The organism is Paraburkholderia sp. GAS333 (assembly GCF_050435665.1).
Classification (GTDB): domain Bacteria; phylum Pseudomonadota; class Gammaproteobacteria; order Burkholderiales; family Burkholderiaceae; genus Paraburkholderia; species Paraburkholderia fungorum_A.
Map to the genome: position 1 here is coordinate 22,174 of NZ_JBNDKS010000001.1, position 14,029 is coordinate 36,202.

General features: G+C 61.5%; 13 protein-coding genes and 1 pseudogene. 10 read left to right on the top strand and 4 right to left on the bottom strand.

Annotated features, from left to right (window positions below; all coding sequences use genetic code 11):
* Position 1 precedes the first annotated feature (1 nt).
* From ABH945_RS00085 to lpxC, 6 genes are all read left to right on the top strand, one after another.
* Positions 2 to 943, top strand: a complete 942-nt coding sequence (locus ABH945_RS00085; protein WP_429249380.1) for a D-alanine--D-alanine ligase — start codon at positions 2 to 4, stop codon at positions 941 to 943.
* Positions 944 to 967: 24 nt separating this feature from the next.
* On the top strand, positions 968 to 1,720 hold the full coding sequence (locus ABH945_RS00090; protein ID WP_074765895.1) for a cell division protein FtsQ/DivIB: 753 nt from the start codon (positions 968 to 970) through the stop codon (positions 1,718 to 1,720).
* A 27-nt stretch (positions 1,721 to 1,747) separates the two neighbouring features.
* A complete protein-coding gene (gene ftsA, locus ABH945_RS00095; RefSeq protein ID WP_007180311.1) occupies positions 1,748 to 2,980 on the top strand; it encodes a cell division protein FtsA in 1,233 nt (410 codons plus the stop codon).
* Between the two features lie 185 nt (positions 2,981 to 3,165).
* A complete protein-coding gene (gene ftsZ, locus ABH945_RS00100; RefSeq protein ID WP_074765894.1) occupies positions 3,166 to 4,368 on the top strand; it encodes a cell division protein FtsZ in 1,203 nt (400 codons plus the stop codon).
* A 258-nt stretch (positions 4,369 to 4,626) separates the two neighbouring features.
* A complete protein-coding gene (locus tag ABH945_RS00105) occupies positions 4,627 to 5,130 on the top strand; it encodes a peroxiredoxin (protein WP_429249381.1) in 504 nt (167 codons plus the stop codon).
* A gap of 290 nt (positions 5,131 to 5,420) precedes the next feature.
* Positions 5,421 to 6,338, top strand: coding sequence for a UDP-3-O-acyl-N-acetylglucosamine deacetylase (gene lpxC / locus ABH945_RS00110; RefSeq protein ID WP_074765890.1), 918 nt, complete (start codon positions 5,421 to 5,423; stop codon positions 6,336 to 6,338).
* 72 nt (positions 6,339 to 6,410) lie between these two features.
* Here lpxC and ABH945_RS00115 read toward each other — a convergent pair whose 3' ends face one another.
* The gene (locus ABH945_RS00115) at positions 6,411 to 6,896 is read right to left on the bottom strand and encodes a DciA family protein (protein ID WP_074765888.1); all 486 of its coding nucleotides are present in this window, start codon (positions 6,894 to 6,896) and stop codon (positions 6,411 to 6,413) included.
* Between the two features lie 299 nt (positions 6,897 to 7,195).
* Here ABH945_RS00115 and secA point away from each other — a divergent pair, with 299 nt between their 5' ends.
* Complete coding sequence (gene secA, locus ABH945_RS00120) at positions 7,196 to 10,009, top strand: preprotein translocase subunit SecA (RefSeq protein WP_429249382.1); 2,814 nt, start codon at positions 7,196 to 7,198, stop codon at positions 10,007 to 10,009.
* Here the strand turns inward: secA and ABH945_RS00125 are convergent.
* Positions 9,993 to 10,076: pseudogene (locus tag ABH945_RS00125) on the bottom strand (hypothetical protein); the annotation flags it as partial. The gene secA and the pseudogene ABH945_RS00125 overlap by 17 nt on opposite strands.
* Positions 10,077 to 10,171: 95 nt before the next feature.
* Between ABH945_RS00125 and argJ the strand changes: the two are divergent.
* From argJ to ABH945_RS00140, 3 genes are read left to right on the top strand one after another with little or no spacing between them, the layout of a single operon-like run.
* Positions 10,172 to 11,413, top strand: a complete 1,242-nt coding sequence (argJ, locus tag ABH945_RS00130; protein WP_429249383.1) for a bifunctional glutamate N-acetyltransferase/amino-acid acetyltransferase ArgJ — start codon at positions 10,172 to 10,174, stop codon at positions 11,411 to 11,413.
* Between the two features lie 40 nt (positions 11,414 to 11,453).
* Positions 11,454 to 12,323 carry an ATP-binding protein gene (locus ABH945_RS00135; protein ID WP_074765885.1) on the top strand — a complete coding sequence of 290 codons (870 nt, stop codon included), beginning with the start codon at positions 11,454 to 11,456 and terminating at the stop codon, positions 12,321 to 12,323.
* Complete coding sequence (locus ABH945_RS00140; protein WP_074765883.1) at positions 12,320 to 12,742, top strand: NUDIX domain-containing protein; 423 nt, start codon at positions 12,320 to 12,322, stop codon at positions 12,740 to 12,742. Before ABH945_RS00135 ends, ABH945_RS00140 begins: the two co-directional genes overlap by 4 nt.
* Positions 12,743 to 12,848: 106 nt before the next feature.
* On the opposite strand, the gene yacG is transcribed toward ABH945_RS00140, so the two are convergent.
* Together yacG and zapD are read right to left on the bottom strand one after the other, a co-directional pair.
* On the bottom strand, positions 12,849 to 13,046 hold the full coding sequence (yacG, locus tag ABH945_RS00145; protein ID WP_074765881.1) for a DNA gyrase inhibitor YacG: 198 nt from the start codon (positions 13,044 to 13,046) through the stop codon (positions 12,849 to 12,851).
* Between the two features lie 113 nt (positions 13,047 to 13,159).
* The gene (gene zapD / locus ABH945_RS00150) at positions 13,160 to 13,915 is read right to left on the bottom strand and encodes a cell division protein ZapD (RefSeq protein ID WP_074765879.1); all 756 of its coding nucleotides are present in this window, start codon (positions 13,913 to 13,915) and stop codon (positions 13,160 to 13,162) included.
* Positions 13,916 to 14,029 lie beyond the last annotated feature (114 nt).

Genomic DNA, 14,029 nt, shown 5'->3' on the forward strand with positions numbered 1-14,029 from the left:
GATGAGCAGTATTGATCCAAAACAATTCGGCAAGGTAGCGGTGCTGCTCGGCGGTGAATCCGCCGAGCGCGAAGTGTCGCTCACGTCCGGCCGCCTCGTGCTGCAAGGCCTGCGCGACGCCGGCATCGACGCGCATCCGTTCGACCCGTCCGAGCGTCCGCTCGCCGAGTTGAAGGCGGAAGGCTTCGATCGCGCGTTCATCGCGTTGCATGGCGGCTATGGCGAGAACGGCCAGATTCAGGGCGCGCTCGATTTCTACGGCATCAAGTACAACGGCAGCGGCGTGCTCGGTTCGGCGCTGGGTCTGGACAAGTTCCGCACCAAGCTCGTGTGGCAGCAACTCGGTATTCCGACGCCGCCGTTCGAAGCGGTCATGCGTGGCGACGACTACGAAGCGCGCGCGAAAGACATCGTCGCGAAGCTCGGCTTGCCGCTGTTCGTGAAGCCCGCGAGCGAAGGCTCGAGCGTGGCGGTGATCAAGGTGAAAACGGCCGACGCATTGCCGGCTGCGCTAATCGAAGCCGCGAAGTTCGACAAGATCGTCGTGGTCGAAAAGAGCATCGAAGGCGGCGGCGAATTTACCGCGTGCATCGCGGGCGATCTGGACCTGCCGGTGATCCGCATCGTGCCGGCCGGTGAGTTCTACGACTATCACGCGAAGTACATCGCCGACGACACGCAGTATCTGATTCCGTGCGGTATCGCGGCGGAAGAAGAAGCGCGTCTGAAAGTGCTGGCGCGCCGCGCGTTCGAGGTGCTCGGCTGCACCGACTGGGGCCGTGCCGATTTCATGCTCGACGCAGACGGCAACCCGTACTTCCTGGAAGTGAACACGGCGCCTGGCATGACTGATCACTCGCTGCCGCCGAAAGCGGCGCGCGCGGTGGGCATCAGCTATCAGGAACTGGTTGTCGGCGTGTTGGCGCTGACGCTTAATGACTAACCGGGGTGACCCGAAAGCAACACCATGTGGAACAACGTTCGCCAGCTCAATCTCGCCGCCAACACATTGCATGTGTTGCTGGTGCTCGTGCTGCTGGCGGCAGGCGCTGACTGGCTGATCCAGCGTCCGAATTTCGCACTGCGCGAAATCCAGATCGGCGGCGATACGGAGCACATCAATTCGCCGACGGTGCGCGCCGGTGTAGTAGGGCGGTTGAAGGGCAACTTTTTCACGGTCGATCTCGACGTTGCGCGTCAGGCGTTCGAGCAGATGCCATGGGTGCGTCATGCAAGTGTGCGCCGGGTCTGGCCGAATGCATTGGCTGTCACGCTGGAGGAGTACAAACCGCTGGGAACGTGGGGCAGCGATCAGTTGGTGAGCACCGATGGCGAGCTGTTCACCGCGAATCAGGGCGAACTCGAGCAGGATCTGCCCGCGTTCGACGGCCCCGACGGTTCGGCGAAAGAAGTGGTCGCGCGTTATCACGACTTTCAGAAGTGGTTTGCGCCGCTGGGCGCGACGCCCGACGAAGTGACGCTGTCGCCGCGTTACGCGTGGACGGTGAAGTTGTCGAACGGTACGCAGGTTGAGCTTGGGCGCGAACGCAATCAGGACACGCTGCTGGATCGCAGCAAGCGCCTGACGGCGGCGTGGGGCGCAGTGACGCAACGTTGGGGAAAGGATATCGAGTATGCGGACTTGCGCTATCCGAACGGTTTCGCGATTCGTGCCGCTGGCATGCGCTTTATCAGCGAACCCGACAAGGGCAAGAAGTAAACGGACATCACACGCAATGAGCACTCTATGAGTAAAGACTATAAAGATCTGCTGGTCGCCCTCGACATCGGGACGTCGAAGGTCGTGGCCATCGTCGCCGAGTTGAAGGGCGAAGGTCACTACGAGGTGATCGGCCTTGGCCAGAGCGAATCGAAGGGGCTCAAGAAAGGCGTGGTGGTGAATATCGAAGCCACCGTGCAGTCCATTCAGCGCGCGCTCGAAGAAGCCGAGCTGATGGCCGACTGCAAGATTACGAACGTGTTCACCGGAATCGCCGGCAGCCATATCCGCAGCTTCAATTCGAGCGGCATGGTGGCGATCAAGGAAAAGGAAGTCACGCAGACGGACGTGGCGCGCGTGATCGAAACGGCGAAGGCGATCAACATCCCGACCGATCAGCAGGTGCTGCATATCCTCACGCAGGAATTCATCATCGACGGTCAGGAAGATGTGCGCGAGCCGATCGGCATGAGCGGTATCCGCCTCGAAGTGAAGGTGCATATCGTCACCGGCGCAGTGAGCGCGGCGCAGAACATCGTGAAGTGCGTGCGCCGTTGCGGGCTCGAAGTGAACGATCTGATTCTGCAGCCGCTCGCGTCGTCGCTCGCGGTGCTGACGGAAGACGAGAAGGAACTCGGCGTGGTGCTGGTCGATATCGGCGGCGGCACGACCGACATCGCAATTTTCAGCGAAGGCGCGATCCGTCACACGGCAGTGATTCCGATTGCCGGCGACCAGATCACGAGCGACATCGCGATGGCGTTGCGCACGCCGACGCCGGATGCCGAAGACATCAAGGTCGACTACGGCATCGCCAAGCAGGCGCTTGCCGATCCGGACGAGATGATCGAAGTGCCGGGTCTCGGCGAGCGCGGTCCGCGCACGTTGTCGCGCCAGGCGCTGGCGGCAGTGGTCGAGCCGCGTGTCGAAGAACTGTTCTCGCTCGTGCAGCAGGTGGTGCGCGAGTCGGGTTACGAGGAACTGCTGAGTTCCGGCGTGGTGCTGACCGGCGGCGCGTCGATGATGCTCGGCATGGTCGAACTGGGTGAAGACATTTTCCTGAAGCCGGTGCGAATCGGCGTGCCGGAATACGCGGGCGGCCTTGCGGACGTCGTGCGTAATCCGCGTTATTCAACGGCAATGGGCCTGCTCGTCGAAGGACGCTCGCAACGTATGCGTGGCCGCAAGGTCGCCGTGCAGTCGGGCTCGATGGGACAGGTTTTCACGCGCATGAAAGACTGGTTCCTCGGCAACTTCTAACGGTTTTGCAGTGGCACAAGTAGTCGGATAAGCAATCGAACAAGCAGTGAAATAAGCAGTCGGATTCAAAGCAGGTTTGAACAAACACGCGCAGGTGCCGGCGACCAGCGCGCGACAGGAGGTTGCCCGATCTCCTGCCGGATAACGGCCGAGTGGCTGTACTTTTCTATCTTGACGGAGGCAACATGGAATTCCAGATGCTGGAAACCGAAACGAACGGCACCATCATCAAGGTGGTCGGAGTAGGTGGCGCTGGCGGCAATGCCGTTCAGCACATGATCAACAAAGGCGTGCAAGGCGTCGACTTCATCGTGATGAACACGGACGCGCAGGCTCTGTCGCGTTCGCGCGCCACCGCGGTGATCCAGCTCGGCAACACGGGTCTGGGCGCCGGCGCCAAGCCGGAAATGGGCCGCGCCGCAGCGGAAGAAGCACGTGAGCGCATCGCCGACGCACTGCGCGGCGCGCACATGGTCTTCATCACGGCCGGCATGGGCGGCGGCACGGGCACGGGCGCAGCACCCGTGGTCGCGCAGATCGCCAAGGAAATGGGTATCTTGACTGTTGGCGTGGTCAGCAAGCCGTTCGAATTCGAAGGCGGCAAGCGCATGCGCGTTGCAGAAGCCGGTTCGCAGCAACTGGAGGATCACGTCGACTCGCTGATCGTCGTTCTGAACGACAAGCTGTTCGAGGTGATGGGCGACGACGCCGAGATGGACAAGTGCTTCCAGTGCGCTGACGACGTTCTGAACAACGCAGTGGCCGGTATCGCGGAAATCATCAACGTCGACGGTCTGGTGAACGTCGACTTCGAAGACGTGAAAACGGTGATGGGCGAGCAGGGCAAGGCGATGATGGGCACGGCGACGGTTGCCGGTGTCGATCGCGCGCGTCTGGCCGCCGAGCAGGCTGTGGCCAGCCCGCTGCTGGAAGGTGTGGATCTGTCGGGCGCGCGTGGCGTGCTGGTGAACATCACGTCGAGCCGTTCGCTGCGTCTGTCGGAAACGCGCGAAGTGATGAACACGATCAAGAGCTACGCGGCAGAAGACGCGACCGTGATTTTCGGCGCGGTGTACGACGATGCAATGGGCGACGCGCTGCGCGTGACGGTCGTCGCAACGGGTCTGGGCCGTGCGGCGAAGAAGCAGCAATCGGCACCGATGACGCTGCTGCGCACCGGCACCGACAATCAGCCGATCGGCACGATGCAACACGCGGCTTACGCACCGGCAACGTCGCACGCGGCTACGGCCGACTACGGCGCGCTGGACACGCCGGCTGTGTGGCGCACGTCGCGCGATACGGCTGCGTCGCATGTGCAGGCGCTGCAGGAAAAGGGCGTCGACACGTACGACATTCCGGCATTCCTGCGCAAGCAGGCGGACTGAGCGCGCGAGCAGGCTTTCGTTGCCGCGCTGCAGTTGTTTTGCAGTGCAGCGCTGGCGGACGAATGCACGAGCGTGGCGGGTGAACGGCGAACAGGTCGCGTATCGTCAGATTCGCGGCAAGGACAACTGCCCTCTTCGGATTCGCGAAGCGGATTGGGCGACTGTCGCCGAACGGCGTAGCCTTAACGGGCTGCATGCCAATTTCACTGCGACACGACGACGTGCGAGCGTGCTTCGCATCGATGCAAAGGACTGAGCATGATTCAAGCAGGTGACAAGCTGCCCGACGCAACGCTCTTCGAATTCGTCGAAGATGAGCGGGCGGGCTGCACGTTGGGGCCGAACAGCTTCGACGTGCGCGAGCAGACGGCGGGCAGGCGCGTGGTGATCTTCGGATTGCCGGGCGCGTTCACGCCGACCTGTTCGGCCAAACATGTACCGGGTTATATCGAGCACGCCGGGCAGTTGCGCGCTGCGGGCATCGACGAGATCTGGTGCGTGTCCGTCAACGACGCGTTCGTAATGGGCGCGTGGGGACGCGATCAGCACGCCTCGGGCAAGGTGCGCATGATGGCGGACGGCAGTGCGGCTTTCACACGGGCGCTTGGTCTGGAGCAGGATTTGTCGGCGCGCGGCATGGGAATCCGTTCCCAGCGCTACGCGATGGTGGTCGACGACGGCGTGGTCAAGACGTTGAACGTCGAGGCTGCCGGCAAATTCGAAGTGAGCGATGCAGCAAGCATTCTTGCCACGTTGAGCTAGTTGCGCGGGCGTCGCCCTTCACCTTGGCAGCGCGCGGTTTTGTCGCGTTGTACGAGGGCAACGGGTGGTAAGACGCTTTTGTGACAGGCCGTTACGCGGGCCGACGACCGGAAACGCCTCCGTTCCGGGACGTCGGCCCGTCACGCTTTCCCTGACGGGCGCCCATTGGGTAATGTAGCGAAACAGATTGATACGTTCCGTGCAACGACGACCCCAAGGGTATTGGAGTATAATTCGTGCTATGGAATAAAAAGTCCCGATTGGGATTTTCAATCGAATAGAAGATCACCATGCTGAAGCAGCGCACTATCAAAACAATCGTCAAGACAGTTGGCATCGGCCTGCACTCGGGTCGGAAGGTCAATTTGACGCTTCGCCCGGCGGCGCCAGACACTGGCATCGTCTTTTCGCGCGTGGATTTGCCCACGCCGGTGGACATTCCTGCGTCGGCGATGGCAATTGGTGATACGCGTCTGGCTTCCGTGTTGCAGAAAGACGGCGCGCGCGTGTCGACCATCGAACATTTGATGTCCGCCTGCGCCGGTCTTGGCATCGACAATCTTTACGTCGACGTCACCGCTGAAGAAATTCCCATCATGGACGGCAGCGCGGGTTCGTTCGTGTTCCTGATCCAGTCGGCTGGAATCGAGCAGCAGAACGCTGCGAAGAAGTTCATCAAGGTCACCAAGCCGGTCGAAATTCGTGACGGCGACAAGTTCGCGCGTCTCGACCCGTACTTCGGTTTCAAGCTCAAGTTCACGATCGACTTCCGTCATCCGGCTGTGGATAAAACCGGCCAGGCGCTGGAAGTGGATTTCGCAAACACGTCTTACGTGCGCGAGATTGCCCGCGCGCGCACGTTCGGTTTTGCGCACGAAGTGGAAATGATGCGTGAGCTGGGTCTGGCACGCGGTGGCAGCATGGACAACGCGATCGTGCTCGACGAATACCGCATTCTGAACAACGACGGTCTGCGTTACGACGACGAGTTCGTGAAGCACAAAATGCTCGATGCGATCGGCGACCTGTATGTGGTCGGTCATCCGTTGCTGGCATCGTACGACGCGTACAAGTCGGGCCACGGTCTAAACAACGCATTGCTGCGCGAACTGCTGGCGCACGAAGATTCGTACGAAATCGTCACGTTCGACGACACGCAGAAGGCACCGCGCGGCTTTGCGTACGAGACGCAAACGGCGTTTGCGTAACGTCCCCTGTAGCAGATAGCAAAAAAACGGCCCTTCGGGGCCGTTTTTGTTTTCAGCGCGACTTCGACAACCTTAGCGATTTCTCCGATGCCGGGCCGCCATTCGCGCCAGCGCCTCCTGCAACGGCGACGGTTCAAGCGATTCGCTCAACGCATGCAGCGCATCGGCACCGACCGGCGTCATGCGTGCCTGCTTGACCGGCGGCGGCTCCTTGACCGGCTGAGGCCGCACGCGAATTCGCAGCGCATTGACCGGCCAGCCGCGCTGCTGCAAATCCGACAGCAGCCGTGGTTCAAGATGTCGCAGCCGCGCAGCGAGCGCGTTGTGCGCGGCAAACAGCGCCAGCACGCCGTCCTTGATAAAGCCCGGCTCCACGCTCGTCGCCAGATAATCGGGCAGCAGCGAGCGCAAATCCTTTTCCAGCGCGGCAATTTGCTCGACGCCCGCGCGCAGCGCCGCGTACGCATCCGTGCGATTCAGCACTTCGGCGACGGGCTGCGGGCGGCGCGCTTTGAACTGCTGCGGCGGCGGCCTTGAAAAGGACGGAAAACGGCTCATGTTTGTAAATAAGGGCGTGTTCGCACCCTATTGCGCGTTCACGCCGCGATTGTACCGCGCGGGATGCACGCCAGCCCGGCTCGAGTCGTACGGTCACAAGCCGACGCAGCGGGCATTGTCCACAAGGCCAACGTAGCGCCTCTGACACAGGCGCGGCCGGGGGCGCGTGCTAAAATGCCCGATTCGAATTCACTCTTGGACTAAGCCGCCGAGGCCCTTCCGACCCCGGAGCGCAGTGCACGATCGGTACGATCGGCACCGCGCAACCCAGCCGAAGCCGCGACGCAGACACCGATCCGATGACCACCGGTTTTCTACAGAAGATTTTTGGCAGCCGCAACCAGCGGCTAGTCAAGCAATATCAAAAGACCGTCGCGGCGATCAATGCGCTCGAACCGCAGATCGAGCAATTGACGGACGATCAACTGCGCGCCAAAACGGGTGAATTCCGCCAGCGCGTCGCGAGCGGCGAATCGCTCGACAAGCTGTTGCCGGAAGCTTTTGCGGTCTGCCGCGAGGCCAGCAAGCGGGTGCTGAAAATGCGCCACTTCGACGTGCAGCTGATCGGCGGCATGGTCCTGCACTACGGCAAGATCGGCGAAATGCGCACGGGCGAGGGCAAGACCCTTGTCGCTACGCTGCCGGTGTATCTGAATGCGTTGTCGGGCCGCGGCGTGCACGTCGTCACGGTCAACGATTACCTGGCACAGCGCGACGCCGAATGGATGGCGCGTCTGTACAACTTCCTCGGTCTGTCGGTGGGTATCAACCTGTCGCAGATGGACCACGAGGCGAAGCAGCAGGCCTACGCTGCCGACATCACGTACGGCACGAATAACGAATTCGGCTTCGACTACCTGCGCGACAACATGGTCTACGAGACCGACGCGCGCGTGCAGCGAGCGCTGAATTTCGCGGTGGTCGACGAGGTCGACTCGATCCTGATCGACGAAGCCCGCACGCCGCTGATTATCTCCGGCCAGGCCGAAGATCACACCGAACTCTACGTGCGCATGAATGCGCTGCCGCCGCTGCTCGAACGCCAGATCGGCGAAGAGAAGGCGGACGGCACCGGCGTCGAAAAGCCGGGCGATTACACGCTGGACGAGAAAGGCCGTCAGGTTTTCCTGACCGAATCGGGCCACGAAAAGGCCGAGCGTCTGCTCGCCGAGTGGGGCCTGATCGGCGAAGGCGAGAGCCTTTACGCGCCGCAAAACATCACGCTGATGCACCACGTGTACGCAGCATTGCGCGCACACACGCTGTTCTTCAAAGACCAGCATTACGTGGTGCAGAACAACGAAGTGGTGATCGTCGACGAATTCACCGGCCGTCTGATGTCGGGTCGTCGCTGGTCCGATGGCCTACACCAGGCCGTCGAGGCGAAGGAACACGTCAAGATCCAGAGCGAGAACCAGACGCTCGCGTCGATCACGTTCCAGAACTACTTCCGCATGTACGCGAAGCTGTCCGGCATGACCGGTACGGCGGATACGGAAGCGTACGAATTCAACGAGATCTACGGTCTCGAAACGGTCGTGATCCCGACCAACCGTCCGCCGAAGCGGATCGACAAGCAGGATCAGATCTACAAGACCGCCAAGGAGCGTTATGACGCGGTGATCCGCGACATCCGCGACTGCTATGAGCGCGGTCAGCCGGTGCTGGTCGGTACGACATCGATTGAAAACTCGGAACTGCTGTCGCATCTGCTGAAGCAGGCCGGTCTGTCGCACGAGGTGCTGAACGCGAAGCAGCACGCACGTGAAGCGGAAATCGTCGCTGAAGCGGGCCGTCCGAAGCGCATCACGATCGCCACCAACATGGCCGGTCGCGGTACCGACATCGTGCTCGGCGGCAATGCGGAAAAGCAGGCGTCGTTCCTCGAAAAGGACGAAACGCTCTCCGACGACGAAAAGCAGCGCCGTATCGCGAAGATTCACGACGAGTGGCAAGCGCTGCACGATCAGGTGAAGGCCGCTGGCGGTCTGCACATTATCGGCACCGAACGTCACGAATCGCGCCGCATCGACAACCAGCTGCGCGGCCGTGCCGGCCGTCAGGGCGACCCGGGTTCGTCGCGCTTCTATCTGTCGCTGGAAGATCCGCTGCTGCGCATTTTCGCGGGCGACCGCGTGCGCGCAATCATGGATCGCCTGAAGATGCCGGAAGGCGAGGCGATCGAAGCGGGCATCGTGTCGCGCTCCATCGAATCGGCGCAGCGCAAAGTTGAAGCGCGCAACTTCGACGTTCGCAAGCAATTGCTCGAATACGACGATGTGTCGAACGATCAACGCAAGGTGATCTACCAGCAGCGCAATGAATTGCTCGAAGCGAACGACATCACGGAAACCATCGGCGCAATGCGTCATGGCGTGATCGCCGATATCGTTCATCAGTTCGTGCCGGCAGGCAGCATCGAAGAACAGTGGGACGTGCCTGAACTCGAAGAAGTGCTGCGCAACGAATGGCAGCTCGACCTCGCGATTCAGGAAATGATCAACGAGTCGAATTCGATCAGCGCGGACGAAATTCTCGAAGCAGTCGAAGCCGCAGCGGACGAAGCGTACGAAGCAAAGGTCGAACTGGTCGGCCGCGAGTCGTTCAGCTCGTTCGAACGCTCGATCATGCTGCAAACGCTGGACCGTAGCTGGCGCGAACATCTGGCTGCGCTCGACCACCTGCGTCAGGGCATCCATCTGCGCGGTTACGCGCAGAAGAATCCGAAGCAGGAATACAAGCGCGAGGCGTTCGAACTGTTCGCCGCGATGCTCGACGCCGTGAAGCTCGAAGTCACCCGCGTGGTGATGAACGTGCAGATCCAGTCGCCGGAACAGTTGGAAGACGTAGCCGATCAGTTGGAAGAGCAGGGCGGCCATCTCGAGAACGTCGAGTTTCGTCACGCCGAGTTCGCTGAAGCGGCAGCCGCCGCCGCCCCGGTTGCTGCAGAAGCGGCCACCGCTGCGATGATCGGCGACGCGATGAGCCACGGCTCGTCGTCGCAAGTAACGGCCAACGTGAGCGCGGACAACGTGCCGAAGGTCGGCCGTAACGACCCGTGCCCATGCGGCAGCGGCAAGAAGTACAAGCAGTGCCACGGCAAGATCGTGTAATGCCGAAAGCGGCGCGCTCCCGAGCGCGCCGCGTCGTTTTACCCTGTGCTTCGCTGTAGTTTCGCATCAGATTTCGCGGTGGTTCGGCAACCTGCCCGAGCCATCAGTTTCCGTTTCCCTAATGCCGGCGCCTGCCGGCATTTTCTTCGACAGGTCGCGACCATGGCTGTCAATTTCCCTTCGATCGATCCCGCTCAACTCCACCCTGTCGCCGGCGTTTCGCTTGGCTGGGCGGAGGCGAATATCCGCAAGCCGAACCGCAAGGACGTGCTCGTCATTACCGTCGACGAAAGCGCGACCGTAGCCGGTGCGTTCACGTTGAACCGTTTTTGCGCGGCGCCGGTGACGGTTTGCCGTGAGAATCTGGAGCGCGTGCGCGGGGGCGGCAAGCCGATCCGCGCGCTGGTGATCAACACCGGCAACGCGAACGCGGGCACGGGTGAGCCGGGCATGCTGGCGGCGCGCGAAACCTGCGCCGAACTCGCACGTCTCGCGGACATCGCGCCGGAACAGGTGCTGCCGTTTTCGACAGGCGTGATTCTGGAGCCGCTGCCGGTCGACCGTCTGAAGGCGGGTTTGCCGGCCGCGCTGGCTAACCGCAAGGAAGCGAACTGGTACGACGCCGCGCAGGCGATCATGACCACGGACACGCTGCCCAAAGCCACCTCGCGCCAGGTCACGATCGACGGCCACACGGTCACGCTGACCGGGATCAGCAAGGGTGCGGGCATGATCAAGCCGAACATGGCGACCATGCTCGGCTTCCTCGCGTTCGACGCGGCTGTCGCGCAGCCGGTGCTCGACGCGCTGGTCAAGCACGTCGCGGACCGCTCGTTCAACTGCATCACGATCGATGGCGATACCTCGACCAACGATTCGTTCATCCTGATCGCTTCGGGCAAATCGAGCCTGCCGGCGATCACCTCCACCGATTCGCCCGCTTATGCAGCGTTGCGCGATGCGGTGACCGAAGTCGCCCAAACCCTCGCTCAGTTGATCGTGCGCGACGGCGAAGGCGCGACGAAATTCATGACCGTGCATGTCGAAGGCGGCTCGAACGTGGACGAATGCCGCAAGATCGCCTACGCGATCGGCCACTCGCCGCTCGTGAAGACGGCCTTCTACGCATCGGACCCCAATCTCGGCCGCATTCTGGCGGCCATCGGCTATGCCGGCGTGGACGATCTCGACGTCGGCAAGATCGATCTGTATCTGGACGACGTGCTGGTTGCCACTGCTGGCGGCCGCAATCCGGCCTACCGTGAAGAAGACGGTCAGCGCGTCATGAAGAAGAGCGAGATCGGCATTCGCGTCGTACTCGGCCGCGGCGATGCGCAAGCCACGATCTGGACTTGCGATCTGTCGCACGACTACGTGAGCATCAACGCCGACTATCGTTCGTAATCAGGTTTAATACGCGGCTTCGGCCGCTTACTTCACTGTCATGGACAAACTCGAACAGTTTTTGACCCGGGCCGAAGCTGTGCTCGTCCGCCTGGAAGCGATGCTTCCGCCTGCCGCGCCGGAAATCGACTGGTCGGCGGCGGTGGCGTTTCGCTGGCGCAAGCGCCAGGGGCGCGGCTATCTGCAACCGGTGCCGGCCATTTCGTCGATCACGCTTGACGACCTGCAGAACATCGATCGCCAGAAAGGTCTGATCGAGCAAAACACGCGTCAATTCGTGCACAAGCAGCCGGCCAATAATGTGCTGCTGACGGGCGCGCGCGGTACCGGCAAGTCGTCGCTGATCAAGGCTTGCCTGAACGCGTACGCGAAAGACGGCCTGCGTCTGATCGAAGTCGATAAGGACGATCTGCACGATCTCGGCGACATCGTCGATCTGATCGCGCAGCGGCCGGAGCGCTTCGTGGTGTTCTGCGACGACCTGTCGTTTGAAGACGGCGAGTCGGGCTACAAGGCGCTGAAGGTCGCGCTCGACGGCTCGATCGCCGCGCAGTCCGACAACGTGCTGATCTACGCGACATCGAACCGCCGTCACCTGTTGCCCGAATACATGAGCGACAACGAGACGTACAAGCACACGTCAGACGGCGAAATTCACCCTGGCGAACTGGTCGAAGAAAAGATTTCCCTGTCCGAGCGCTTCGGGCTGTGGGTCAGCTTCTATCCGTTCAAGCAGGACGATTACCTGTCGATCATCGGCCATTGGCTGAAGCATTTTGGTTGCGACGACGCTGAAGTCGAAGCGGCGCGCGGCGATGCACTGGTGTGGGCGCTCGAACGCGGCTCGCGTTCGGGGCGCGTGGCGTGGCAGTTCGCACGCGACTGGTCCGGCCGGAAGAACCCGGTATGAGCGACACGCAGAAAAACGCCGCCGGCCGCAAGGTGACGGAAGTGGCTGTCGGCGTGCTGGTTCAGCCGGATGGGCGCTATCTGTTGGCGCAGCGCCCGGTTGGCAAGCCATATGAAGGCTACTGGGAGTTTCCGGGCGGCAAGCTGGAGGCGGGCGAGTCAGTCGAAGCCGCGCTTGCTCGTGAGTTGCACGAAGAACTGGGTATCGACGTGAAGGCGAGCCACCTGTGGCATACGCTCGAACACGATTACCCGCACGCGTATGTGCGGCTGTTTTTCTGCAAGGTGACGCAGTGGTCCGGCGAGCCGCACGGTCGCGAAGGTCAGGCTTTTGTCTGGCAGACGTTGCCGGCGGACGTCGAGCCGCTATTGCCGGCGACTATTCCTGTGCTGGAATGGCTCGCGGCTGAAAAGAGCTGAAAGGCTGATCCGCGCGGTAGTGGGCGTTTGCTGGCGCATGCATCAGCAGCAGCGCCTGCCCGCACGGTATCTGGCTGCCACGGTAGCAGCCAGATCAGGGCCGAACTCAATGCGGGTGGAAATCCCCATCAGGCGTCTCATCCGACGACGCTTCCTGATCGGTCCCGCCAATCTTGTATTTCTCAGCGGCCCAGGCGCCGAGATCGATCTGCTTGCAACGGTCGGAGCAGAACGGACGAAAGCGGTTTTCAGGGGTCCAGCGGACATCCTTGCCGCATGTAGGGCATTTGACGACAGTAGGCATACGGTCAGGCAATCAATCGCAAACGGAACAAGTAACGAATATAGGGGCTTTTCGCGTCGGTTTAAAGGCGCGCCCCATGCGAAGCGAGTCTGCGGCGCGCGCTGACGCCCAGCTTACAGGCTACAAAGCGTGAGTTGGAAAGGCACGTCGACATCCACGGCACGCGGACGCAGATCGCCGTCCTGCACAGTGAAACGCACCCACAGCATGTACTTGTTGGCGCTTGCCTCGGGAATCACCCGCAACTCGGGCGACACGCGAACCTGCATCAGTTGATACGAGCGGCCGGACAGCATTTGCTGATAGCTACCCTGCATTGCCATGACCTTCGACGCCTGACCGGACTCACGCGCGAGCCGCAGCACGATGATGGCCGCATCGCGCAACGGCAGAAGCGGAGTGACCCACTTCGCGATGTCCTGACGACGCTGATCGGGATGGATCTGCTGCCACGCGTAGTAGGACGGCAAGTCAAACTTGCAGGTGCCACCGGGAATAATTGCGCGGCTGCGAATGCTGGCGAGCCACTCGTTGTCTGCAAGATGCTGGCCGGTCTTGCCCTGCATCTGCGAAAGTCCCGCCAGGGTCTGTTCGATTTCGCCGAGCACCGCTTCCAGGGCGTTCTGCTCGATTCCCGGATTGCCGCGAAACGGCGCCAGTGTTTGCCGTTGACGCTCGAGTTCCTTCATCAGATCGGACTTCAGATCTGCGCGACCCGCGACCTCTGAGATTTCGAACAACGTTGTCAGTGCGACGTGATGCTCTCTGGCGTCTTCCTGAGTCAGAAAGAACGTGAAGCGCTCGAACAGGTCTTCGAGGCGCAATAGCGTCCGGATTCGCTCGTTGAAGGGATACTCGTAAAGGATCAAGCGGGCTCGCCTCGGGCGTGGTCGGTGACGGGAATGCAGAACATTCTAATGCCGTGAGACTACCCTAGCAATCACGCACTTTTTCCGCGCGCTTTTGCAACTTTTTTCTCCTGT

Bases quoted from the DNA above. Each gene is read 5' to 3' on its own strand.
- ABH945_RS00085 (WP_429249380.1), top strand. From the start codon at position 2: ATGAGCAGTATTGATCCAAAACAATTCGGCAAGGTAGCGGTGCTGCTC.
- ABH945_RS00090 (WP_074765895.1), top strand. From the start codon at position 968: ATGTGGAACAACGTTCGCCAGCTCAATCTCGCCGCCAACACATTGCAT.
- ftsA (WP_007180311.1), top strand. From the start codon at position 1,748: ATGAGTAAAGACTATAAAGATCTGCTGGTCGCCCTCGACATCGGGACG.
- ftsZ (WP_074765894.1), top strand. From the start codon at position 3,166: ATGGAATTCCAGATGCTGGAAACCGAAACGAACGGCACCATCATCAAG.
- ABH945_RS00105 (WP_429249381.1), top strand. From the start codon at position 4,627: ATGATTCAAGCAGGTGACAAGCTGCCCGACGCAACGCTCTTCGAATTC.
- lpxC (WP_074765890.1), top strand. From the start codon at position 5,421: ATGCTGAAGCAGCGCACTATCAAAACAATCGTCAAGACAGTTGGCATC.
- ABH945_RS00115 (WP_074765888.1), bottom strand. From the start codon at position 6,896: ATGAGCCGTTTTCCGTCCTTTTCAAGGCCGCCGCCGCAGCAGTTCAAA.
- secA (WP_429249382.1), top strand. From the start codon at position 7,196: ATGACCACCGGTTTTCTACAGAAGATTTTTGGCAGCCGCAACCAGCGG.
- argJ (WP_429249383.1), top strand. From the start codon at position 10,172: ATGGCTGTCAATTTCCCTTCGATCGATCCCGCTCAACTCCACCCTGTC.
- ABH945_RS00135 (WP_074765885.1), top strand. From the start codon at position 11,454: ATGGACAAACTCGAACAGTTTTTGACCCGGGCCGAAGCTGTGCTCGTC.
- ABH945_RS00140 (WP_074765883.1), top strand. From the start codon at position 12,320: ATGAGCGACACGCAGAAAAACGCCGCCGGCCGCAAGGTGACGGAAGTG.
- yacG (WP_074765881.1), bottom strand. From the start codon at position 13,046: ATGCCTACTGTCGTCAAATGCCCTACATGCGGCAAGGATGTCCGCTGG.